Genomic DNA, 24,724 nt, shown 5'->3' with positions numbered 1-24,724 from the left:
GCTTGTTTTTCAACAGCCCCTTTTTTGTTATTGATGGATAATTACCATCCTTTGTTTTGTTCGATACCAGATGAGCTTACCACACGAGTTGGTATTGGCCAAACGCCCATGGTGCTCGCATCAAAATTTCTGGCAGGCCAGATTTCACCTATGGTATAAGGAGAATCTGGATTAGCTCTATCGCTATGAAGGCGACCGTGAAGAGGTTGGCTATAGGCTGCCTCAGCATCTCCCCATCTCACCAAGTCAAAGTGTCTATTGGCAAATTCACCTGCCAATTCTACCCTACGCTCATGTTTCAAATCTTCCATAGTCGCATTGGTTTTAGGAGCTAAACCAGCCCTTTCCCGTATGCGGTTCAATGGCTCATCTCCATTTTGCCCTTGCATAATCAAAGCTTCAGCCTTCAGCAATAAAAGCTCAGAATACCTTAATAAAGGAACATTCAGAATGGTTGTTGGATCATTCCCATTGGAATTGATATAAGTACCTATGGGATTTTCAAACTGGTATTCATACAGGTATTTGTTGAATTGCAATCCTGAAAGAGAGTTTTCCGATTGGTATTTTCTTTCCTCTCCGAAAAATTTGAAATCATCACCAAATTTTAAGATTGTAACCTCTCTTCTGAAGTCACCCTCTTCAAATTCTTCATACAATTCATTAGTAGGCATGTAATAGCCCCATCCATTGTATTTTCCCCAGCCTTTATTTTCAAGAGAAACACCTGGCAGCTTACTTCCACCATTCACACCAGACACTACAGTCCAGATATATTCCGGCCCCCAGTTGTTTAGGTGACTATGTAACATTCTGAAATCTTCGGATGGAGTATTGGTGGTATAAATACCCCTATTGGAGCCAGAATTGGTAACTGCATCCACATAGGTTACTACTTCAGCATACCTTGAAGCATCATATTCTGCCCAGTATAAATTTGTCTTCGCAATATAGGCTAGTGCAGCATCCTTGTGTGCGCGTCCCATATCTTCGGGACTATAGGTTGTAAACAAAGGCAATAAGTCTGCGGCCTTCTTGAGGTCTTCTACGATCTGCGCATAGTTTTCTTCTACGCTAGCAGGTCGAGAATAACTTCCTGGCTCATCAAACATGTTCTCTTCTGTAATTATTGGAATACCTCCACTTACATCATCCCCATAAGTATGGGCCAACCAGAAATAATGGAAAGCACGCATAAAATAAGCTTCTCCAAGAATTCGGTTTTTCAGGTCGGTTGCCAGATCCATGTCCGGAACATTTAGAATAATGTCATTGGCTCGACGGATAATTTTGTAACTCTGCGGATACATCCAATAAGCGTAGCCTTCATCACCAGTCATGTTGAAGTTTTTGATATTGTCGGCAGTAGAATTAATCCTACCTGTCACCATATCGTCTGAAGCATTGATATACCAGAAAAACCCTCTGGAAAACATGTCTTCATCTTTCATGTAAAAGTAAAGGCTATTGGCCGCGGTTATTGCATCCTGTTCGTTCTGGAAGAAGTTTTCGTAAGAAGTACTTCCGAGTGGCTCAAGATTAGTAAACTCATCTGAGCAGCCTGTCATCACCCCTAAACTAAGGACGATCAATATCGATATCTTATATAATGTATTTTTCATTTTTTTCACAGTTAGGTATTAAAGCGTAAGAGAAAGTCCTGCTGTAAAAGTTTTAGGCAGAGGATAACGACCCACATCCATTCCTTTACCACCAACTTCCGGGTCCATACCAGAATATTTAGTGATTGTAAATAAATTTTCAGTAGAAATATAAACCCTAAGGCTACTATTTTCCCCTACATTTTTTAGAATTTGCTGAGGAAATGTATACCCTACTGTAAGGTTTTTCAATCTCATATAAGATGCCTCTTCTAAATACCAGCTTGAAGCTGTACCAAAGTTTCTATTGTCATCTTTAGTTGATATTCTCGGAATATCAGTATCGGTATTTTCAGTAGTCCAGGCATCTAAAACTCTATTGTCTAAGTTATAACCAGACTGAGAAGCGTTCAAGGCAGTGTATTTGTAGCCGTTAAATACTTTTACACCTGCAACCCCCTGCAAAATCATGCTTAAATCGAAACCTTTGTAATCAACGCTTAAATTGAATCCATAGGTAAAGTCAGGAAGGTAACTTTCCATAAACACCTTGTCCTCATCAGTGATTTTACCATCATTGTTTACATCAGTAAATTTGAAATCTCCCGGCTTTGCATTGGGTTGTATCAGCGTTCCATCCTTAACATGAGCGTCAATCTCACTTTGTGATTGGAAAATTCCTTCATAAGGAACTAAGAAAGTAGAATACAAAGATTGACCTACTTCAGACCTATAAGGATAAAGCGTACTTCTGACTTCATCGCTATGTGCTATGAAATTTATATTGCTCTTATTGTATCCATCAAGGTTCATTAACTCATTATTGATAATACTAAAATTACCTCTTGCGCCAATGTTGAACTCTCCGGCCTGGGTAAAGTAGCCCGCAGAAAACTCAAGACCTGTATTTCGCACTTCTCCACCATTCACATCTGCAGCGGTAGTTCCCTGGTGCAAATCTTCCAATCCTGGTAGTATCATCCCTTTGGTCGTTTTCACAAAATAATCCAAAGTCAGGTCAATTTTATTATCAAATAAACCAGCATCCAGTCCGATATTGGTAGATTCCGAAATTTCCCATTTAAGGTCTGGATTGGATTGTCTGTTGGCATAAACCGCCCTATAATCAAGGGAAGCTTCTTGTCCAAGAATAACCGTTTGCGTACCTAAAGGAACATCAAAAGAATAATAGCCTACAGAGTTAATGTTTCCAATTTGGCCCCAGGAAGCTCTCAACTTCAATATATTTACAGCTTCGTTATTGAAGAAATCTTCTCCTGAAATTTTCCATGCGCCAGAAACAGCAGGGAATACGCTTGATTGATTCTGGATTGCCAGACGAGAAGTCTCATCACGTCTTACACTACCTGCTATAAAGTATTTGTCATCGTAATTGTACATAACCCTACCGATAGCTGAAGTCAATGCATCCTCATAAACACCAGTAGTAGGGGTCATGAATTCTTCAGCATTGCTCATGTATTGATTAAAAGGTTCCTCACTGCTGAATCCTCTACCTTCTTGAAAATAAGATTCACTTTTGGTAAACTGCGAGGAGTAGACAGCCGTTACATTTAGATCATGTAAACCAAACCTTCTTTGAAAAGACACCTGGTTGTCCCATATCCACCTTTGGGTATTTGAACTGCCTTGGTAAAGATAATTTTGCAGATTAGTTCTTCCTAGTTCTGGAATCCTAGGGCTAAACTGCTTGTTATTGGACATATTGATATTGTAGCTAAAGGTACTTCTGAAAGACAGACCGGGAATAATCTCATAATTTAAATACGTATTGGAATTTAAATTAGTGGTCGGGTTATTGGTAGTAGGCCTCAAAAGAAGTCCCATTGGGTTGTACACATCACCATAAGTACCTGCAAATTGAGACAGTTCGTAAGGTACTACACCATGGAAAACTCCATTTTCATCATAAACAGGGGCTGCGGAAGGCATGTACAAAGCACTTATTATACTGCCTGAATAAGAACTACTGGAATTGGTGCCTACTGAAGTCGATCTGGTAAAATAAATGTTTTCACCTATGGTCACCTTATCAGACAAGTGAAAATCTGTTTTCAGTCTAAATGCATAGCGCTCAAATCCAGTCCCTTGCAAGAGTCCTTCTTTATTCAAATAGCCAAAAGAACCCATATAATTGGCTGATTCACTGGCACCGCTGACGTTCACATTGGCACTGTAAACTGCCGCTGTTCTAAAAATTTCTTCCATCCAATTGGTTCGAGTAGTTTGTCCCCATGGATTTTGACTTCCATCATGAGCTGCCTGACGGGCCGCACCAGCATTGTCTGCAGCCAAATTATACACATCGGCTTGTTGCTTTGCATTTAGTGGAGTAGGTAAATTACTTGCTTTCTGCGTACCGGAATACACATCAAAAGTAACTACAGGTTTCCCAAATGCACCTTCTTTGGTTTTGATAACGATTACCCCAGAAGCAGCCTGAGCACCATAAATGGCAGCAGCAGAAGCATCCTTCAGGATGGAAACAGATTCTATATCGTTAGGATTAATAGGAGGACCATAATATGGCATTCCATCCACAACGGTTAAGGGTCTTTCATCAGAAAGAGACCCTATTCCACGAATAACGACCAAACCTTCTTGTGAAGGGTCGCCACCTTGCTGTAATACTGTGACACCAGCCACACTACCTTGTAAGAAATCATTCAGATTCGTAACAGGCCTACTATTGATCTTGTCCAGACCAGCTACAGAAGATACTGAGGAGGTTAGGTTTTCTCTTCTAGAAGTACCGTAACCAATCATCACTACTTCGTCCATGTTAAAGACAGATTCCTCCAGGTATACATTAAGCTCAGTATTTCCATTGTAAGGTAAGGTTTGGGACTGCATTCCTATAAAAGAAACAGTAACAGTTCCTGAACTTTCGCTTAAACTAAGCGAAAATTTACCGTCAATATCGGTAATGGTTCCTTGGTTGGTATTGCCTGCGGGGACAATGGACGCCCCTGGTACGGGCTCCTGATTAGGGTTGCTATAAACCGTTCCTTTTACAACGGTCTGGGCTTGAGCACTAAAAATGGCCAGGCACCATAGCGCGGTTAATAAATAATAGATTTTTTTCATAGGGTTATTTTTACTGATTAATAAAGAAATGCAATATTAAGTAAAAGTATGGGCTGTGAATAATTATAGAATTATTAAAATGTTATTTCCTTAGCAAAGTTGGAAGTTAATCACAAATTTAAAACCTCTCTACGAGTACCTTAATCCTTGACTAGATCAAAAATTCTTTGGACATTCATATAAAAAAGCAAACTTCCTTCAAGGCGATTTTTTATATTTGCCCCTATTTTATTTACCAAAATTTCCTCCATGAAATACATCAGCCTACTATTATTGTTTTTTTTAGCTTCCCAGCCACTTTACCCCCAATCGTCCACCTTTGGGGAAATTCACGGAAAAGTCGTTGACAAGGAAGGTAAGGCCGCTCTAGGTTTTGCTACAATCAGTGTTTTTTCTTTAGAATCAGAGGACAAGAAGTTAATCAATGGTGGAATTACCTCAGAAGATGGTTCCTTTTCGATTGATCTTCCTCAAGGAAAATTCAATGTTTTGGTGGAATTCATGGGCTATGAAGCTTTAGAAATAAATGACATTGTCATCAATAGGGAAAACCGTAAGCTTGACCTTGGATCAGTAGGATTATCTGCAGATACAGAAAGCTTGGATGAAGTGGTTGTCCAAGGTGAAAAGACTCTGATGGAGTTGTCCTTGGACAAACGAATATTTAATGTTGGAAAAGACCTATCTAACGCAGGACGATCGGCGAATGATATTCTGATGAACCTACCTTCTATATCTGTGGATCCTGAAGGAGGAGTAAGATTGAGAGGATCTAGTAATGTACGAATCCTTGTTGATGGAAAACCTTCAGGGCTTGTAAGTTTTAAGGGAAGTAGTGGACTCCAACAACTTCCTGCAAGCATGATCGAGTCAGTGGAAGTCATTACCAATCCATCTGCACGCTATGAAGCCGAAGGAATGGCTGGAGTAATCAATATTGTATTGAAAAAAGACAATAATCAAGGTTTCAATGCCTCCTTTGAAGGAACTGTTGGGAACCCCGATAACTTTGGACTTGCGGCTAATCTCAATTACAGACAAAAGAACATCAACTGGTTTATCAATTACGGAGTAGCTTATAGAAGCCCCCCAAGAGAGGGTACCATAAGCCAGGAAGTGGATAATGGAGACACTACATTTTACTCTCACCAAACTACCTCCGGTACCGTCAGTGGACTTAATAACAATATCCGCGCAGGCTTGGATTACTATTTCAACGAAAACAGCATACTGACAGGGTCCTATTTATGGAGGAGGAGTGACTCAAGAAGACTTACTAATATAAGGTACAATGATTATAATTATAAAGGAGGTCCTTTACAAAGCTATACCCTACGTACCCAAGATGAAGATGAGAAAGAGCCAAATTCAGAATTTAACCTGACTTACAAAAGAAGTTTTGAGCAAAGTGGTCATGTATTGACTGGTTCAGTTACCTATCTAGACTATTGGGAAAATTCTGACCAAGTTTACACACAGGATGGCTACACTCCTGCCGGAGCCCCTATTTCCGGAGCCTCCTTTTACCAAACTTCTCTAAATGATGAATTTGACAGACAGTGGCTATTCCAACTAGATTATACCAAACCAATTGGTAAAGAAGGGAATTTCGAATCTGGATTCAGGAGTAGTTTTCGAAACATGGAAAATGATTTTATTGTAAGCCAAAGACAAGAATCTGGAGAATTTGAAGCACTTCCGGGATTGGATGACATTTTTCTTTACGATGAAAACATCCATGCGGCATATGCCATTTTGGGTAACAAGCACGAGAAGTTTACCTACCAAGGAGGACTACGCGCAGAGTACACGGATGTTACTACCACATTGGTAACTTCAAATGAAATCAACCCTAGAGATTATGCCAACCTTTTTCCTTCCGCCCACTTTACCTATAACCTAAGCCAAGATGACGCTTTTCAGGTAAGTTACAGTCGTAGGATTAGAAGGCCTGTTTATAATGATCTCAGCCCTTTCATGACGTTCTCAGATGCCAGAAACTTCTTTAGCGGTAATCCTGACCTTAACCCGGAATATACCGATGCATTTGAACTTGGGCATATTAAATACATGGATAAGGGCTCCATATTTTCAACCGTTTACTATAGGGATACCAAAGATAAAATCGAAAGAATCAGAAGTGTAGATGAAGAAGGAAACTCAACTACTATACCTGAAAATCTAATCGGAGAACAATCCATGGGCTTTGAATTCACAACTGATTATATCCCTGTGGAATGGTGGAAATTAGACGCCAATTTCAACTTTTTCTATGCGAAGATAGATGGCAGCAATGTCTTGGATACCTACACTGCAGAAACCTATTCTTGGTTTACCAGACTTACTAGCCGATTTACTTTTGCTAATGGATTAGACATTCAGGTTAGGGGGAATTATGAAGGCCGAAGAAAGGTGGCTCAAGGAGTTCAAAAAGCCATTTCTTACATGGACATTTCTGCAAGTAAAGACATAATGAAGGGTAGAGGTACATTGATTCTCAATGTTCTTGATGTCTTTAACTCCAGGAGAAACAGGTACATATTTGAAGGGCCAGGCTTTACTACCATAGGTGATGTCTTCCCTAGGAAAAGGCAAATCAACCTGACATTAAATTATAGAATCAAACAGTCCAAATCCCAAAGCAAATCAACCTTAATGGGTTCCGAATAAAGGGTATTACCAAAGGGCAATTCACTAAGTTATTGCCCTTTGGTAAAATTTCATAGAAGATTAATTACTAAAATCTCAAGCAAGCTACACTTCCTGACGCTATACTCAATGGTACTGAGTCAGGAAAAAAATTCATTTGGCCATTCGTTTCACTTCCTGATGCCGATAGCATTGCACCAAATGGTCATTGATAATTCCCGTGGCTTGCATATGGGCATAAATAGTTGTGCTTCCTAAAAATTTAAACCCATACCTTTTAAGTTCCTTGGCTATTTTATTAGACAGTTCAGTAGTGGAGGGAACTTCCTCCATATTATTCCATGCATTTTGCACCGGTTTACCATCTACAAAATCCAACATAAACCCTGTAAAAGTTCCATATTTAGATTGAACCTCCATAAACCTTCTGGCATTGTTTACAGCTGCTTCAATTTTCAATCTATTCCTGACAATACTTGGATCTTTGGTCAATTCAGTAATTTTATCTTCGGAAAATTTCGCCACTTTTTGATAATCAAAACTTTCAAAGGCTTTAGCATATCCAGCCCGTTTTTTCAGAATAGTCGCCCAACTCAGCCCTGCCTGGGCACTTTCCAAAATCAGAAACTCAAAATGGGTTCGGTCACTGTATACAGGCACCCCCCATTCCTCATCATGATACCTTATATAATCTTCAAATCCAAGACACCAAGGGCAACGGAATTTTTGAGTTTGGTCATGTTTATAATCGTTCATAACACTTCAGGTTTTTTTATAGGCTACAATACTTAATGGATAAAATATTAAATCAACCTGATTTATCAATTCAATAAATCAGATTGCTCCCAAAAAACAATGTGGCCTCCGACTCATTTACCTAAACCATCATTAAATGTCTTTCACTACTTCTTTTTTCGGCATTTCAATACTCCACATCCCTCTTAAATCACCAACTTTAAAATCAATAGCTTTGTCCTCGGGATACAAACTATTGATTTTTTCTAGTGTTGATTCATTGATTTCTTTCCCTGATTCACCATGACAGTTTAGACAAAGCCCATTAGGAATAGTGATGGCTTTGGTATATAATAAAGTTTGCCCATCGTCCAATTTCTGGATATTGGCATGATTGTCAACATTATTATTGACATTATACGCATAAGCATCGAGCAATTCTAATTCCTTTTCATTGGGACTATTTTGTGGATTCCGGTTCTTGACAGATACCCTTCTAATATTGACCTTGTATTTATCGGCTACTTTTTTTGTAATCTTCAAGGCTTCTGTATTGCAAAAACCAACAGCCTCTTCTGCTCCATTTTCTTCAATTGCTTTTTGTAAAACCCCCATAAGTTCCTTTTGAGCGGCCATACTTATCTCATCACCCCATTCCATGGCATGCTCTGTAATTTCAGCTTCTCCCAATTTTTTAACTTCATTGGCTTTATTAACCTCTTCCACGAGATCCCTATCAATTTTCTTTCCGTCATTACAACTTCCAAAACCAATAGCCAATAAGAGACCGAACGAAAACAATCTGTATTTTACTTTCATCATCAATCCAATTTTGTTTTACTATTAAATATAAGGACTATTCCATTAAAAAGATTCAAAAAAACCAAAAACGAACAGCCACTGATGCAAAAGAATAGAGCAGCAGACATAAATAATTTATTTTAGGTTATTCACAATAGTGATCCTATAAAAAACTTGGTTCTTTTCTGATTCAGAAGGGTGGAAAATGAGATTCTAAATTTATATAAAGTAGTCCCAATTTGCACTTAATTTAACCCGGATTATGTAACAGGATTTCTCCGCCCTGACAAGGTCAGGGGTGATGCCTGTCCCGTGTTTACGGGAAGTGTTGCAATCGCAAGAAAATCAGGCTGTTTGGAGATTTTAGCATAGCACCGCTATGGTTAAATCTCCAAACAGCAACGAAGTGGCTGATTTTGAAGCGATTTCAGCATGTAATAGATTGTCTATTGCATATTTCGGGTTTAAGCACAAGGAGTAAAGAAATAAAGGAAACTGCCCCTCATCAGCTTTCAAACAGAACAACTTACCTCTTAAAAAGAAACACTCCTATCAATCTAAAAGGTCTTTTTCAAGAGTCAAGCGTATAAAATAATTCTGTGTCGGGTATTCATCAACAATATTGCTTAATTTTGCCCCTCAAATAGAACAACCATGCTGGACAAACTGGAAGCAATTAAAGATAGATTTGAGGAGGTTTCACAACTAATCATCCAACCGGATGTAATGAGTGACATGGGAAACTACACCAAACTATCAAAGGAATACAAGGATCTGGAAAAAGTCGTTGCGGCCTACGATAGCTATCGCCTCACGCTTGATAATATTGAAAGCACTAAGTCAATATTAGAAAAAGAAAAAGATCCAGAGTTCCGAGAAATGGCCAAGATGGAATGGGAGGAATTGAAAAACCAGAAGGATGAGATGGAGGAAGATCTCCGGAAGATGTTAATTCCGAAAGACCCGAACGACTCTAAGGATTGTATTCTTGAAATCCGTAGTGGAACAGGTGGAGATGAGGCAGCCATCTTTGCGGGTGACCTTTTTAGGATGTACGAAAGGTTTTGTGAAAAACAAAACTGGAATCTTACTGTACTTGACTTGACGTTTGGAACCTCTGGAGGTTATAAAGAAATCATTAGCTCTGTTTCTGGAGCAGATGTATATGGCATGTTAAAATATGAGTCAGGTGTTCATCGTGTGCAGCGGGTTCCGGCCACAGAAACACAGGGAAGGGTACACACCTCCGCCGCAACGGTTGCCGTTTTGCCTGAAATGGAGGACGTGGACGTAGAAATAGACATGAACGAAGTAAGAAAAGACACCTATTGCTCCTCAGGACCAGGGGGACAATCTGTCAACACCACTTACTCCGCAGTTAGGTTAACCCACGAGCCTTCGGGAATAGTTGTTACCTGCCAAGATCAAAAATCACAAATAAAAAACTTTGAAAAGGCACTTAAGGTATTAAGATCAAGGATATATGAAATAGAATTGGCCAAGCACAATGAGGCAGTAGGTGCCCAAAGAAGGTCAATGGTGGGTAGTGGAGACCGTTCGGATAAGATAAGGACTTACAATTATCCTCAAAGTAGGGTTACCGATCATAGGATTAACAAAACAGTATATAACCTTCCAGAAGTCATGGAAGGCAGTATAGAAGACTTCATTAGTGCCCTTCGTTTTGCGGAAAATGCAGAGAAAATGAAAGGTGGAGGAATGGAAGATTAATCCGAAAATAGCCAATACAAACGATTGTATAATTTCATCTAATAAATTAAGGATAGGAGAATGAGAATCAATTCTCCTCCTATTTTACTTAACTTAGAAGCATAGCCTTCAACCCTTATAGGAAAAGGCAAATTTTAACCCGGATTTTGTAATAGGATTTCTCCGTCCTGACAATAGTCAGGGGTGAAGCCTGTCCGGTGTTTACGGGAAGTGTTGCAATCGCAAGAAAATCAGGCTGTTTGGAGATTTCAGCACGTAATAGATTGTCTATTGCATATTTAGGGTTTAAGCAGATTGCTATTTTTTTCACTTCAACTAAGCACGCAAATTCACTACTAATGAAGGTATAAGACAAGCATTTTTCAAGTCCTATACCTCCACTTAAAGCACCAATATTTTCCGTTTAAACTCCCTGGTTCTTGTTCTAATAATTAACACGTGAAGTCCTTTAGGTAAGTTATTGATAAAATACACAAATTGACCTTCGTTGGTTGGCACCTCTTTGATTTTTAGGCCCATCGCATTATAAACCCCTATATAATTTACCCCTGCTATACCTTTTATAGCAACATGTATATCTCCTCCAAATGAAGGGCTAGGAAATATTTCTATATTTTCATCTTCCGCCTCTTCGGCTACTGAGGTAATAAGGTTAACGTTTACAGAAAGCACCCGACTAGGCCCTTGATTACAAGCGTTTATAGGCGTCACTTCAACTACATGGTCACCAGGAGTAGTCCAATCTACACGAATTGAAGGTGTACCCTGTCCACTAATGATTTCACCACCACTACCAATTGACCATTGATAATTGATATCCTGTTCACCTGTTATTTCATAATCAGCCTCCTGAAATCCTACCCTTACATTGCCCGATATTACTGAAGGTTGATCCGGTATGGTAATTACCCGGATGTCTTTCTGAGTTGTTGGACCTTGACCACAAGGGTTAATACTAGATACAGTAAGCCTTTGCTCATTTAAATTCGTCCATTCAATGGTTATGACAGATGTTCCTTGGCCTTCTCTAACCACACCTCCTGTAGCTTCCCAAAAGTACTCTGTACCTGGAATGGAATCTACCATGTATTCTTCCAAGGTATTCACACATACCACACCTTCACCTTGGATGGTGGTTGTTTGTTTTGGTTCTTCCGAAACGATTACTTCCAAGGCGGTAGTTTCTCCATTCCCACAACTATTCTTACCTCTCACCATTACTGCATTCCTACCGGGAGTATCCCATCTAACCACAACTCTGGAACTACCTTGCCCTTGAATAACACTCCCCCCATCTACGCGCCAATCATACTCTTCACCATCTAATCCTAAGTCCTGAATTGAATAAATCTGTTGACTGAGACAAATATTATCTTCACCAAAAATAGTTGGAATCACATCAGGAACCTGACAGGTATATTGATAAAAAATTCCATTTTCTCCTACCACATACCCAACATTCAAATCCCCAAAGCTAATACCCGTAAAATTCTGAAAGGTGCCTGTTTCTAATTTCTCCCAAGAATCTCCCCCATCAAAAGTTCGGATAATCAATCCATTTTCACCTGTGATAAAACCTACGGACTCATCAAGAAAGGCTATATCAGATAAAGGCGTATTAAACCCTGTTTGTAAAGGCTCCCAATTGAGTCCTTTGTCCCTTGTTTTGAATACAGCACTGGAAGTACTTACTGCAATTGCTGTCACCTCATCTAATATTGCTATAGCTTTTAAATCAGCATTGCTTCCGATATTTACCTTTTCCCAATCAAAACCTCCATTAGAAGAAATTAAGACCAACCCCTTTTCACCAATTATAACTCCATCATTTTCATTGAAAAAAAACACGTCTTTTAAGTTGTAATTAGCCATACCTGAACTCACTGTCTGCCAATTTACCCCCTGATTTTCAGTAATTGTAATTAACCCTTGATCCCCAACCGCAATCCCTTTATTGAAATCAAAAAAGTAAAGTCCATTTACATTTTTATTCGTACCTGGATTTAAGGTAGTCCAGTTAGCGCCCGAATTTCTAGTCGAAATGATATTCCCATTATCCCCAGAGATAAATCCTATATTAGCGGAATTAAAAAACAAAGAATTAAATGGTAAGGAAATAGGCCGAGACCTATCGGTAAATCTATTTCCCCCATCGGAAGTTAATAAAATCAAACCATCATCTCCAACAACATACCCCTTCATATCTGTTGTAAAGGCTACCCCTCTAAAATCACTAGCGGTGCCAGATAATCTTATGGACCAGCTCGACCCCGTATTATTGGAAGATATCACAACACCGCTAGAAGCTACTCCCAATACATTGTTTGTGTTTGGCCTTATTGATAGGCTCTCTATGTCTTGATCTGAACGAGGATTTACTTCTATAAAAGTAAGCCCTGCATTGGTCGTTCTTAATATTGTTCCTCCATCTCCACTAATCACTCCTATAAGAGGGTAGGAAGGATTAAAAACCACATCTGTTAGATCAGTATCAATACCACTATTAATAAATTGCCAGTTTAGGGCACCATCTTCTGTCTTAATAATGGCCCCCTGATCACCTACAGCATAACCAATAGTATCATTAATAAAATACAGTGAATTCAAAGAAACATCGAATCCTGAATCATACTTTTCCCAGGACTCGCCAGTATTTAAAGTTTTGAAAATTTCGGCATTTGAGCTAACTGCATAACCAAGCTCTGGGTCTACAAAAAATAATTTATTGATAATGGCTTCTGTAGGTAGGTTGGAAACAGTCCATGATTGTCCCGCATTAACTGACCGAAGGACAAGACCATTTTCCCCACTAATCATCAGTCTATTCTCGTCGACATGTAATACTTTATTCAGCTTCAAATCGGCTGGATAGCTGGGGGAGGTCCAACTTATCCCACCATTTATAGTTTTAAAAATTTGACCATTTTCGCTTAACAATATACCATTTTGCTCATCAAAAAATGAGAGATCCATCACATCTAGTCGCATTGGGAGTTTCAGCTCAACCCAGCTAAGCCCCCCATCTATGGACTTGAGCAGAATGTTTTCTCCACCTATGAAGCCAACATTTGTGTTTACCCATTTTATTGATTTGTAATCATTACCCCAATCTCCAACCCTTCTCCAACTTTGTGCAAATCCAATCTGGATAAGCAATAGGCCAAAAAAACATAAAAGTAAACCCCGCTTCATATAAATGCCTAAGTTTAAATAAATTATCCTTACAAAAATAATATATAATTCAGTATATAACAGGAAAAAGAAATTTAATACGCCCGCACCATCTGAAAGGCTTTTTTCATACTACAAAATTGAAATAATAGGACATAAAAAAAAGGGTGCATCCACCCTTTCTTCTTAATCCATAAATTCTTTAACCTAATCATCTATCTTTTCCACCCACTGCAATCATGGCACATCTGAAACCAATGTGATTAGAAGCTGAGTCTTGGTGCATAAATCTCCTGGTCCCAGGTGCCAACCAATAAGCTACATCTCTCCAAGAACCACCTTTATAAACTCTGTAATTGTCATCAATCAAAGTAGTTTGATAAGTGTCTTGCTCATCATTGGTTCCATCTTTTCTAATAGGGTTAAGGTCATCAAAATCCTGAAATGAAAGTGGTCGATAAACATCTTGAACCCATTCGTTCATGTTACCTGCCATATTGTATAGTCCAAAATCATTTGGAGGAAAATCATAAACATTGGTAGGGATAATTTCTCCATCATTGGATACACTACCTGATAATCCAGCATAATCACCTCTTCCTCTTTTGAAGTTGGCGAGAAAATCTCCTTGTCTTGATTTTCTTTTTATGTTGTATGGATTTCTTGGTCCTCTACCATCCCAAGGATAGATTCGCCCATTTTCCTGATTTTCATCCATATACTGGGTTCCAATCATTCCTTTAGCAGCAAATTCCCATTCAGCTTCATTAGGAAGCCTGTAATTAGGAAAAACAACGCCTCGCTCTATTAGCTGATCTAAGGTAAGTGGATCGGATTGTTCTTCGTCATCCTTTTTCTTCTTACCTCCAAAATTTTTCTCCCTCTCCAACTCATTTACGTATAGGGTTCTCCAATGACTATAAGCATTGGCCTGAGTCCAACTAACACCTGCTACTGGATAAAAATTAAATCCAGGGTACCTAAAGTAATAAGTAGAATAAACATCATTGTAAGACATGGCATTGGCCCATACCTTTTCGTTTGGCTCAAGTTTCTGGAGCGAATCAGTACTGACACTGTCAGCAATATTGAAAAGAAACTCTTTATAATCCACATTGGTAACCTCCGTTTCATCCATGTAAAAAGAAGCGATGGTAACTGTTCGTTCTACATTGTCACGAAAACCCATGACATCTTGTTCCTGAGATCCCAAGACTGCCCTTCCTCCTTGGATAAAAACAAGCCTCGGCCCTATCACTTCTCTAGGAAGCCTAAAGACCTGAAATGCTGAATCTTCTTCATCAAAACTATATTTTGCTCCTGTTGATGCACTTATGCCTCCGGGATTGCTGGCAGTTCTTCTGGAAGTTTGATTTCCACAAGAAGACACCAAAAGCCCCAGTAATGCCACTGCAGCAAAAAAACTAAATTGAAAATTTTTATTCTCAAATTTCATGCGACAAGTTTTATGTTTTGCCTTATTAAAACGCTAATATATGACCAATAATATATTATACCAATATTCTCTTTCTTTCAAAACACCAGACAAAAACCATTTTTTATCCAATTCTTGTGAAATACTACAAAAATAATTGTACCACCTATATAATTCCCCACACGAAAAAATATCTGATTTGTGAAAAAAGGCACCAAACAAAACTAATATTTTTACGCTAAGGTCCTCTTTATTAAACAAATCCCATTTTAAAACCACCCTCTCTATTTTACAAATAACATATCAGAAAGCCAATTTTTAGCCTTTTGAATATTATCGACCCCTTTGATTATAAGAATTAAACGATCTTTGGTTTCTTTTATTTTACAATTTCTGTTCTTCGATTGAATAAACTTAATAATATTCATAAAGATTGGAGAGCTAAAATAAGCATCTTTATCCGAAGAAACGAAGTAACACTTCATTTGTTCATTTTTCAGGGCAAGTTTTTCAAACCCAAGTTTCTCAGCCATCCATCTTAACTCTACCGTCTCAAATAAAGCCTGTACTCTTTCCGGAATGGTACCAAATCTGTCCTTTATCTCCTCTCTAAATTCATTAAGCGCCTTTTCTTCTTTTATATCATCCAATTTAGAATACAAACTTAACCGCTCAGAAATATTACTCACATAACTCTCTGGGATAAGTAACTCCATATCTGTCTCAATCACACAGTCCTGCACCAATGGAGCAACAGTTTGTTTTAGGTCATTTTCAAATAGTGCGGCAAATTCTGTCTGCTTGAGCTCCTGAACCGCATCATCAAGAATTTTGTGATACATTTCAAATCCCAAATCAGAAATAAACCCACTTTGTTCAGCTCCTAAAAGGTTTCCTGCTCCACGGATATCCAAATCTCTCATTGCCACTTTAAATCCATCTCCAAGATCAGAAAATTCTTCCATCGCCTGAAGCCTTTTTCTGGTTTCTACGGTTAACGTTGAAGTGGGCGGAGTGAGCAGGTAACAGAAAGCTTTTTTGTTGCTTCTCCCTACTCTACCTCTCATCTGGTGCAAGTCACTCATACCAAACATGTGTGCCCTATTGATGATAATCGTATTGGCATTTGGTATATCCAGCCCTGACTCAATAATATTAGTAGAGACCAATACATCGTAAGCTCCATCGATAAAGTCCACCATGATTTTTTCCAACTTTTTTCCGTCCATCTGCCCATGAGCTCCTACCACCTTGGCATCTGGCACCAACTTCAATATCAAATTGGCAATTGAGTCAATTTCCATAACTCGGTTATGGACAAAAAAGACCTGACCACCACGGCGAAGTTCATTGGATATCGCATCTCTAATGATTTCTTCTCTAAAGGTATATATTTCTGTAGTCACAGGCTGTCGGTTTGGCGGTGGAGTAGCGATTACCGACAAGTCTCTAGCCCCCATTAATGAAAAATGAAGGGTTCGGGGAATAGGAGTAGCTGTCAATGTAAGCACGTCTACATTTACCCTAAGTTGCTTCAATTGATCCTTCACCTTTACCCCAAACTTCTGTTCCTCATCAATGACCAATAAGCCAAGATCTTTAAACTTCATTGCCTTGTTCACTATCTTATGGGTCCCGATAAGAATGTCTATTTCTCCATTGCCTACTTTTTCAACGATCTCTTTTACTTCTTTGGCGGTTCTAAACCGGTTAATAAAATCTATGGAAACGGGAAAATTCTCCAGACGTTCTTTAAATGTCTGGTAATGCTGCATGGCTAAAATTGTAGTCGGCACCAATACTGCTACTTGCTTCCTGTCATTTACGGCCTTGAATACTGCTCTTACGGCTACCTCGGTTTTACCAAACCCAACATCCCCACAAACTAGCCTATCCATAGGGTAAGGCTTCTCCATGTCATCTTTTACATCCGATGTGGCCGAAGCTTGATCAGGAGTATCTTCGTATATAAAAGAACTTTCCAGTTCTACTTGTAATACACTATCTGTAGAAAATTGATGTCCCGAAGCTGTCTTTCGTTGAGAATAAAGTTTAATTAAATCCTTTGCAATATCCTTGACTTTATTTTTAACCCGTTTCTTTTTGTTCTCCCACTCCTGAGTACCCAATTTGGACATTATAGGCATGGTACCTTCCTGACTGCTATACTTAGAGATTTTATGTAAAGAGTGAATATTGACATAAAGCAGGTCATCATCTCTAAAGACTAAACGGATGGCTTCTTGCATTTTCCCTGTGACCTCTACCTTTTCCAAACCTGCAAACCGCCCTATTCCATAGTCAACATGGACAATATAATCTCCAGGATGAAGATTTTTTATTTCTTTTAGTGTAAGTGCCTTAGACTTGGAAGTGGTTTTTGTGGACTTGTATCTGTAGAACCTTTCGAAAATTTGATGGTCCGTATAGCAAGCCAACTTCAATGAGTCATCCACAAAACCTTCCTTAAGATTAATTGGTAATGTCTGAACCTTCAAAGTGGGATCCAACTCATGAAAAATATTAACCAGACGACCTATTTGCTTCTCACTTTCCGAACAAATAATATTGGTAATCCCTTTGGCTCTGTTTTCATTAAGGTTTTGGACTAAGAGGTCAAATTGTTTGTTGAAAGATGGCTGAGGATGTCCCTGAAATTGGAATTCTGGCACGTCTTTCCATTCAAAGACATGTCCAAAAGCCAGTAAGGTAAAAGATGACAATTGGGCCTCAAACGCACTCGTATCCAAAAACAGCTTCTCTGGTGGCATAAGTAAAGCACCACTTTCTCCTATCTTATCGTAATACTGACAAGCTTTTTCAAATAGCCCCTGTATTACATTTGTAGAGTTTTTATAATTTTTAATCCAAAAACAGGTTCCTTCAGGAAAAAAGTCCATAATTGGCTGCCGACTTTCCTGTTCCATCTTCGTTTGGATATTCGGCAGAATACTAATCTCCTCAACACTGCCAGTGGACAACTGTGTTTCTGGATCAAAGGTCCTTATGCTGTCTATTTCTTTACCGAAAAGTTCCAGACGAAAAGGCATATCATTGGCATAAGAGTAAATGTCAATGATTCCACCTCTAACGGCAAATTGCCCTGCCTCGTATACAAAATCAGATTTCTCAAAGCCGTAGGTACTTAATAGCTCCTCTATAAATGAAAGGTCCACTTTCTCACCTACCTTAACAGCAAAGGTGTTTTCTTTTAAGCTCTTTTTATTAATAACCTTTTCATAAATGGCCTCAGGAGAAGTGATAAGTACCTTTCCCTCAGACATTGAGCCCGACAGCTTGTTGAGAATCTCTGCCCGCATCAATACATTGGCATTCTCAACTTCATCATAATGATATGGCCTTTTATAACTAGCTGGAAAAAGATAGGCGGCTTCTCCAGTAAAGGTTTGCCAATCACTCGCTAAATAGGCTGCCTCTTCGCTATCATTGCCTAACACAACATGAAAGCCACCTCTTACTTTCGATATAGCATGAACGATTAGCATGTCCATACTCCCTGAAAGCCCTTTAACATTCATTCTTGAATGCTCACCAGAACCAATGCTTAATCCAAGATTTCTTACAAATGGATCATCTGTATAAAGTGATAAAAACGACTGCTTGTCCAACTACTATTCTAATTTAGTGTAGAACCCTAGATAGGCTGATTCTTTTCTTTGCTAGGCTTTCGCCTGCGCTCTGAAAAACCAAACTCGGGTTGAAAATAAGTGTTTGCAATTTATTAAATAACATTGAAAACCCTCAGAGGAATTAGGATATATAAACCAATATTGTGCCATAAGAAGTAATAATGTTCAATTTTTCACAGCCAAAAACAACATTATTAGCCTTTCAATTGTTACTTACTAGATGAATGTGCAAAAAGTAAGACAAAGACAGCATTGGTTTAAAAAAATTGAACAAATGCACCCCTACCAAACCCTAATTTATTTGGCAATGTTTAGTAGTGGTCTTGTCTTTTTTTTCTTAACCACCGCATTTGTCTTTTCCCAATCAGCAAACAGCACTTTCGCTCAAAATACAATCCCTAAATCGTTTATAGTAAGCAGCTTAATATTATTTGGGAGTGCTTTCATTTCAGAAAAAATTCTACCTGCATATTTATCTCATAATTTAAAGAAAACAAAATCCACTCTTCTTCTAACTTTAATTCTTGGACTGTCCTTTGCGTTTTTGCAATTTTTAGGATGGAATGAACTAGCAAAATCTGGGGTGGATTTTTCAGGCCTACCCTCTGGAAGTTTTTTATATTTATTAAGCGGCATTCATTTGGTTCACCTCCTGGGAGCAATGATATACGCCATAGTACTCTTGTTACTAATTCACAAAAGCCAAAAGGACGAGGTAAAAGCATTGGTATTACTAACGAATCCTTATCAACGGATGAAGCTTGAATTATTCATCGTTTACTGGAAATTCATGGACATAGTATGGTTGATCTTGTTTGGTCTTTTTCTTTGGGTGATATGAGCATGTAATGTATCCCTGCCCAAATTAATCCTCAAGCAAAAACCAAGAAACAGAACAACTTACACTAGGTAGAATCAATTCAAAATCAGAGGTTTTCTTTCTATTACACTTATTTAACATCCTGCATTTGTACTGTGCTTACACACCATTATTGCCTTATTCCGAATAAATTTCCATATTGATAATATAAGGGAGAAAATGAAAACTGTTACCAAAGGTATTTCTATCAATTAATTGTAAATTGCAAAAAATGTAATCTTATGTCAGAAAATCAATTTGAAATTAATATCGATCCGGACTGGATAAAAAAATACTTATCCAAAATCATTATCGGATTGGTAGTCATTGTCATGGTATTTTCAGCCGTTAAAACAGTAGGCCCAGAGGAGGAAGGAGTTATCATTCAACTTGGAGAGTACAACCGTACGGTTTCTCCTGGATTGAGTTTCATCATACCTTTTGTAGAAACCATGTATAAAATACCGGTTCAAAGGCAGTTAAAGCAGGAATTTGGTTTCCGCTCTACCTCCACTTCTACAAGTGGACAATCTCAATATGCAAAGTCTGGCTATGTGGACGAAAGCATGATGCTGACTGGCGACTTGAACTTGACAGATGTGGAATGGGTAGTACAGTATAGAATTGTCGATTCCTACAAATACCTGTTTAAGGTAAGAAATGCTGAAAAAACGTTAAACGACATGTCGGAGTCTGCCATGAGAAAAGTGGTGGGAGACAGAACTGTTAATGAGGTATTGACAGTGGGTAGACAAGAAATAGCTACAAGTGTAGAATTGTTGCTTCAGGAGATGTGTGACGAGTATGAAAATGGAATCCGAGTAGACCAGGTAGTATTGCAAGATGTAAATCCTCCAGAACCGGTAAAACCAAGTTTCAATGCAGTCAACGAAGCACAGCAAGAAAGAGAAACACTAATAAATCAGGCTGAAGCTGACTATAACCGAATTATTCCAAGAGCGCGGGGAGAAGCTGAAGAAACCATACAGCTTGCAGAGGCTTATGCTCTCAACAGGGTAAATGGTGCAAGAGGAGAAGCAGAAAGATTCACCTCCATATTTGAGGCTTATATAAAATCACCTGAAGTTACCAAACAACGAATTTATCTGGAAACACTTGAGAAAGTCTTACCAAAAATTGGAAATAAAATCATCACTGATGAACGGGGAAGCAACGTCCTGCCATTGTTGAACATCAATAAGCCAAATGTTTCAACAACTCCCAACCCTTAAGTTTAAGTACGGACATTAATATTAACCTCATCAAAGCATGAAAAAAAGTAATCTATTTTACATCATACTGATAGTTATAGGAGCTATACTATCTGCTCAAAGTATATTTATACTTGACGAAACCCAGCAAGCCATAGTAACCCAATTTGGGAAACCGATTGGTGAACCAAGGACGAGTCCAGGAGTTAATTTTGTAGTACCGTTTATTCAAAAAGTGCAGTTTTTTGACAAACGTTATCTTGAATGGGATGGAGACAAAAACCAGGTCCCAACAAAAGATAAAAAATATATTTTCGTAGATACCTATGCAAGATGGGAGATCACCAATCCGCTTCAATTCTTCATCCGACTGAGAGATGAGAGATCTGCTCAGTCACGGCTAGACGACATCCTTGATGGAGAGACTAGAAATGCAATCGCCAACCACAACCTACTTGACATTGTCCGGTCTACCAACAGAGAACCTGAAATAACCGAGGAATTTATGGAGGAGCTTGAAATACTTGAAGAAATAGAAGTAGGAAGAGACAAAATAGAAGATATTATCTTACAAAAAGCCAATGAAAGAACTTCTGATCTTGGAGTGAGAATACTTGATTTCCGTTTTAAAAGAATGAACTATGTGGATGAAGTACGGGACAGAGTTTATGACAGGATGATAAGTGAGAGAAATAGAATTGCAGACCAGTTCAGATCTGAAGGACAAGGTGGTGCTAGAAAGATACTTGGTGACAAGGAACGTGATTTGGCACAGATTCAATCAGAAGCCACGAGACAGGCAGAAGAAATACGTGGTAGGGCCGATGCTGAAGCTACAGAGATCTATGCCTCAGCCTATAATAGAAACAGACAATCCATAGATTTATATAAATTCCTTCGTTCTATGGAAGCACTTGAAAACTCTCTAGATGGAAACACCAATTTGGTAATATCCTCTGACAGTGACCTTTTCAAGTACTTGAAAAAAATGCAATAATCCAATTGCAAATCTAAAGGAAACATGAAGTTTAGGTTAACGACCAATGTAAATCAAAACTATTTAAAAGTCAAAAGTGGGTTTAATGCTGATTTATTCAAGGCATTGAACCCGCCTTTCCCTCCTGTCAAATTACTGCGTTTTGATGGCTCTTCAAAAGGAGATCTTGTAAGTCTAGAACTGAATTTTATATTTTTTAAGCAGGTGTGGACAAGTGAGATTACTGCCGACCATTTGGATAGGAATGAATACTTTTTCGTCGATGAAGGGCTTAAACTACCCTTTTTCCTAAAAAAATGGCATCACAAGCATCGAATTATCTCAGATGGAAATGATCAGGCTAAAATAATAGACGAAATCAGTTTTTCCAGCCCAATACGCCTACTTGACTATTTATTGTATCCATTGCTATATCTTCAATTCTCAATGAGAAAGCCTATATATAAAAAGGTTTTTTCCAAGGAGAATTAAAACAGCAACTCTATAAAAGATATTGAACTGAGTTTAATGCACTTCTAAATTTTCACAATCACGGATTTGACAATCTCCGTAAAGTACAAGTGAATGGCTGGTGATATGTGAAGAAAACACATTGCCCATTTCTTCCTTAATCAAATTAATTCTTTGATCTGAAAATTCTAAAATTTTTCTGCATTGGTTGCACACATAGTGATCATGGTGCTTATAGGTAAGCGCTTGTTCATACAAGGCGACTTTGTCCTTAAACTGATGTTTTACGGCCAAACCACACTCTACTAAAAGGTCAAGTGTATTGTAAATAGTAGCCCTGCTTATTGAATAACCGTTGTTTCTCATTCTTAGAAACAAACCTTCTACATCTATATGCTCATCTTGAGGTAAAGAATACAATTCATCTATTACAGAAAATCTTTCTGGGGTTTTACGGCTTCCTTGCCTTACCAGGTAATTTTCAAATATCTTTTTTGCTTTCTCTATTATCGACTTATCGGCCATGATTTTTAATTGTAAAGAATAAAGATGAGCTATTTTTTAGATTTTTCAAACCCTAAAACTTTCCAATAAGCCGTTCTACACTTATTTTCAACGGTTCTAAATAGGCTTTCTGTTCGTTTAAACTCCAGGAGCACCACAAAGAAGCACTAAAAGGTCTACTATTTATGTGGAAACGGCCTTTTTATAATCTATACTACAAAATGTAAACCTCTTCCTTCTTTCAGAGTTATACTAAATATACATTTCCTATTTAAGGTTTTCTCATTGATTTGTTGGCAGTAAATAAAATATGATAGAAAGCGCTCATTTTTAATATTTTCCATTGCTTTATCAGAAAACGACTTTGCCATTTCGTCGTGGCTGTTAACTAAGGAGACAAATATTTCTAACTACTGAAATTTATTTTCTATATTAAAGAAACAATTAAGAATCATGTATTTTAAGACAAAGTGGCAATTTTTCCTTTTGGCTTTGATTCTACTGGTTTTTTCAGTAGAGGGTCAAGTGCCTGGTTTTTATTTGAAAAGAGACCAAAAGAAAGTAGTTCTACCCTTTATTGATTCTAATAGTCTAATACTACTTCCTGTCTCCATCAATGGTGGACCTCCTGTTAATTTTCTATTTGATACCGGAGTAAAATCCAATATATTTTTCAGCAAATCCATAGCCGATGAATTGGAAATGGTTTACACCCGAAAGCTTAATTTGGTGGGTGCAGATGGCAAAACGGTCCTAAGTGCATCTGTATCTCCAAACAATCATTTTGACCTGGGCCCAATTGAAGGGATATTTCAAGCCATACTTGTTTTGGATGAAGATTTTCTTGAATTGGAAAAGGTGATAGGAGTACCTGTGTATGGGGTAATAGGACATGAATTCTTCAAAAACAACCCTATCAAAGTTGATTATGACAATGGACTCATCACCTTCTACAATCGTAAATCCCTCAAATGGAAACCTTTTTGGTTTAGAGAAATCCCCATTGAGTTACAAGGAAACAAGCCCTATATTAATACCACTATAAAGCAGATAGACGGCCCTGATTTGGAGGCCAAATTGCTCATCGACACAGGTGCCAACCACGGGTTATTACTCAATCAAGAAACCAGTGATGAGATTAAATTACCAGAGGTAAATATTGAGAGCAGTTTAGGAAGGTCCCTAGGGGGAGACTTAGAAGGACATGTTGCAAGAGTGAAAAAGTTAAGCATAGAAGGCTTGAATTTTCGAAATGTAATCACCTCCTATCCAGAAAAGAACGAGTATTCAGAAGTATTGATTAATACTGGAAGAATGGGTAGCTTAGGTTCAGAACTACTTAATCACATGAAACTCATTATAGATTACCCTCGCGAAAGAATTTTGTATAAAAAAGGGGCAAAATTTAAAACTCCTTTCAAGTATGACATGAGCGGACTGACAGTTAGAGTGGTCTCTCTGGAAGAAAAAAGATATTATGTTCATCAGGTAAGGGAAGACTCTCCGGGTTTCCGTCATGGAGTAAGGAGCATGGATGAAATTATATCCATAAATAAGATTCCAGCAATGTTTTGGGAACTTTCCGACATTACAGAATTACTCAGATCGGAAGTAGGCAAAGTAATATCCTTGGAGCTTCTTCGAATGGATCCTGAAGACAAAGAAAAAACGAACATTCATAAAGTGACTTTTCTATTAGAGAAACTATTGTAGCTAAATACAAAATATAAGTAAAATAATGAATTTAGCATAGTAAATATTGACTCTGATACTTTTTTTGTATTAACATCAGATTTTTTTTTTAAATTTATTGAATTCTTTA

At 38.2% G+C, this 24,724-nt stretch carries 15 protein-coding genes; 7 read left to right on the top strand and 8 right to left on the bottom strand.

Going from position 1 to position 24,724, the window contains the following annotated elements; translation table 11 throughout:
• Positions 1-41: 41 nt before the first annotated feature.
• Complete coding sequence (locus AC13EX_RS02715) at positions 42-1,622, bottom strand: RagB/SusD family nutrient uptake outer membrane protein (protein ID WP_482891441.1); 1,581 nt, start codon at positions 1,620-1,622, stop codon at positions 42-44.
• Between the two features lie 18 nt (positions 1,623-1,640).
• A complete protein-coding gene (locus AC13EX_RS02710; RefSeq protein WP_482891440.1) occupies positions 1,641-4,709 on the bottom strand; it encodes a SusC/RagA family TonB-linked outer membrane protein in 3,069 nt (1,022 codons plus the stop codon).
• 249 nt (positions 4,710-4,958) lie between these two features.
• Here AC13EX_RS02710 and AC13EX_RS02705 point away from each other — a divergent pair, with 249 nt between their 5' ends.
• Complete coding sequence (locus AC13EX_RS02705; RefSeq protein ID WP_048641057.1) at positions 4,959-7,379, top strand: TonB-dependent receptor; 2,421 nt, start codon at positions 4,959-4,961, stop codon at positions 7,377-7,379.
• 132 nt (positions 7,380-7,511) lie between these two features.
• On the opposite strand, the gene AC13EX_RS02700 is transcribed toward AC13EX_RS02705, so the two are convergent.
• Positions 7,512-8,114 carry a DNA-3-methyladenine glycosylase I gene (locus AC13EX_RS02700; RefSeq protein ID WP_482891439.1) on the bottom strand — a complete coding sequence of 201 codons (603 nt, stop codon included), beginning with the start codon at positions 8,112-8,114 and terminating at the stop codon, positions 7,512-7,514.
• 132 nt (positions 8,115-8,246) lie between these two features.
• A complete protein-coding gene (locus tag AC13EX_RS02695) occupies positions 8,247-8,915 on the bottom strand; it encodes a Tll0287-like domain-containing protein (protein WP_482891438.1) in 669 nt (222 codons plus the stop codon).
• 633 nt (positions 8,916-9,548) lie between these two features.
• Between AC13EX_RS02695 and prfA the strand changes: the two genes are divergently transcribed.
• Positions 9,549-10,625, top strand: a complete 1,077-nt coding sequence (prfA, locus tag AC13EX_RS02690; protein WP_048641060.1) for a peptide chain release factor 1 — start codon at positions 9,549-9,551, stop codon at positions 10,623-10,625.
• A 381-nt stretch (positions 10,626-11,006) separates the two neighbouring features.
• Here prfA and AC13EX_RS02685 read toward each other — a convergent pair whose 3' ends face one another.
• From AC13EX_RS02685 to mfd, 3 genes are all read right to left on the bottom strand, one after another.
• Positions 11,007-13,817 carry a YCF48-related protein gene (locus AC13EX_RS02685; protein ID WP_482891437.1) on the bottom strand — a complete coding sequence of 937 codons (2,811 nt, stop codon included), beginning with the start codon at positions 13,815-13,817 and terminating at the stop codon, positions 11,007-11,009.
• 190 nt (positions 13,818-14,007) lie between these two features.
• On the bottom strand, positions 14,008-15,252 hold the full coding sequence (gldJ, locus tag AC13EX_RS02680; RefSeq protein WP_048641062.1) for a gliding motility lipoprotein GldJ: 1,245 nt from the start codon (positions 15,250-15,252) through the stop codon (positions 14,008-14,010).
• A 263-nt stretch (positions 15,253-15,515) separates the two neighbouring features.
• Positions 15,516-18,860 (bottom strand): transcription-repair coupling factor, encoded by a 3,345-nt coding sequence (gene mfd, locus AC13EX_RS02675; protein WP_482891436.1) that lies wholly within the window; start codon positions 18,858-18,860, stop codon positions 15,516-15,518.
• A 241-nt stretch (positions 18,861-19,101) separates the two neighbouring features.
• Here mfd and AC13EX_RS02670 point away from each other — a divergent pair, with 241 nt between their 5' ends.
• The 4 genes from AC13EX_RS02670 (at position 19,102) to AC13EX_RS02655 (ending at position 22,419) form a co-directional block, all read left to right on the top strand.
• A complete protein-coding gene (locus AC13EX_RS02670) occupies positions 19,102-19,722 on the top strand; it encodes a cytochrome c oxidase subunit 3 (protein WP_482891435.1) in 621 nt (206 codons plus the stop codon).
• A 260-nt stretch (positions 19,723-19,982) separates the two neighbouring features.
• Positions 19,983-20,972: an FtsH protease activity modulator HflK gene (gene hflK, locus AC13EX_RS02665; RefSeq protein ID WP_048641066.1), complete on the top strand. Its 990-nt coding sequence runs from the start codon at positions 19,983-19,985 to the stop codon at positions 20,970-20,972.
• A 37-nt stretch (positions 20,973-21,009) separates the two neighbouring features.
• Positions 21,010-21,948 carry a protease modulator HflC gene (gene hflC, locus AC13EX_RS02660; RefSeq protein ID WP_048641067.1) on the top strand — a complete coding sequence of 313 codons (939 nt, stop codon included), beginning with the start codon at positions 21,010-21,012 and terminating at the stop codon, positions 21,946-21,948.
• Between the two features lie 24 nt (positions 21,949-21,972).
• Positions 21,973-22,419: an SRPBCC family protein gene (locus tag AC13EX_RS02655; RefSeq protein WP_482891434.1), complete on the top strand. Its 447-nt coding sequence runs from the start codon at positions 21,973-21,975 to the stop codon at positions 22,417-22,419.
• Between the two features lie 33 nt (positions 22,420-22,452).
• Here AC13EX_RS02655 and AC13EX_RS02650 read toward each other — a convergent pair whose 3' ends face one another.
• Positions 22,453-22,923 carry a Fur family transcriptional regulator gene (locus AC13EX_RS02650; RefSeq protein ID WP_048641069.1) on the bottom strand — a complete coding sequence of 157 codons (471 nt, stop codon included), beginning with the start codon at positions 22,921-22,923 and terminating at the stop codon, positions 22,453-22,455.
• A gap of 432 nt (positions 22,924-23,355) precedes the next feature.
• Here AC13EX_RS02650 and AC13EX_RS02645 point away from each other — a divergent pair, with 432 nt between their 5' ends.
• Positions 23,356-24,615 (top strand): pepsin/retropepsin-like aspartic protease family protein, encoded by a 1,260-nt coding sequence (locus AC13EX_RS02645; RefSeq protein ID WP_482891433.1) that lies wholly within the window; start codon positions 23,356-23,358, stop codon positions 24,613-24,615.
• Positions 24,616-24,724 lie beyond the last annotated feature (109 nt).

It is taken from the genome of Cyclobacterium sp. L-R, from assembly GCF_056859355.1.
Note: the sequence above shows the minus strand (reverse complement) of the source record. Positions and strands in the feature narration are given on the sequence as shown.

Coding starts and splice junctions, on each gene's coding strand:
- hflC (WP_048641067.1), top strand. CDS start 21,010: ATGAAAAAAAGTAATCTATTTTACATCATACTGATAGTTATAGGAGCT.
- AC13EX_RS02645 (WP_482891433.1), top strand. CDS start 23,356: ATGTATTTTAAGACAAAGTGGCAATTTTTCCTTTTGGCTTTGATTCTA.
- gldJ (WP_048641062.1), bottom strand. CDS start 15,252: ATGAAATTTGAGAATAAAAATTTTCAATTTAGTTTTTTTGCTGCAGTG.
- AC13EX_RS02710 (WP_482891440.1), bottom strand. CDS start 4,709: ATGAAAAAAATCTATTATTTATTAACCGCGCTATGGTGCCTGGCCATT.
- prfA (WP_048641060.1), top strand. CDS start 9,549: ATGCTGGACAAACTGGAAGCAATTAAAGATAGATTTGAGGAGGTTTCA.
- AC13EX_RS02705 (WP_048641057.1), top strand. CDS start 4,959: ATGAAATACATCAGCCTACTATTATTGTTTTTTTTAGCTTCCCAGCCA.
- AC13EX_RS02685 (WP_482891437.1), bottom strand. CDS start 13,817: ATGAAGCGGGGTTTACTTTTATGTTTTTTTGGCCTATTGCTTATCCAG.
- AC13EX_RS02650 (WP_048641069.1), bottom strand. CDS start 22,923: ATGGCCGATAAGTCGATAATAGAGAAAGCAAAAAAGATATTTGAAAAT.
- AC13EX_RS02715 (WP_482891441.1), bottom strand. CDS start 1,622: ATGAAAAATACATTATATAAGATATCGATATTGATCGTCCTTAGTTTA.
- AC13EX_RS02655 (WP_482891434.1), top strand. CDS start 21,973: ATGAAGTTTAGGTTAACGACCAATGTAAATCAAAACTATTTAAAAGTC.
- AC13EX_RS02700 (WP_482891439.1), bottom strand. CDS start 8,114: ATGAACGATTATAAACATGACCAAACTCAAAAATTCCGTTGCCCTTGG.
- AC13EX_RS02695 (WP_482891438.1), bottom strand. CDS start 8,915: ATGATGAAAGTAAAATACAGATTGTTTTCGTTCGGTCTCTTATTGGCT.
- AC13EX_RS02670 (WP_482891435.1), top strand. CDS start 19,102: ATGAATGTGCAAAAAGTAAGACAAAGACAGCATTGGTTTAAAAAAATT.
- hflK (WP_048641066.1), top strand. CDS start 19,983: ATGTCAGAAAATCAATTTGAAATTAATATCGATCCGGACTGGATAAAA.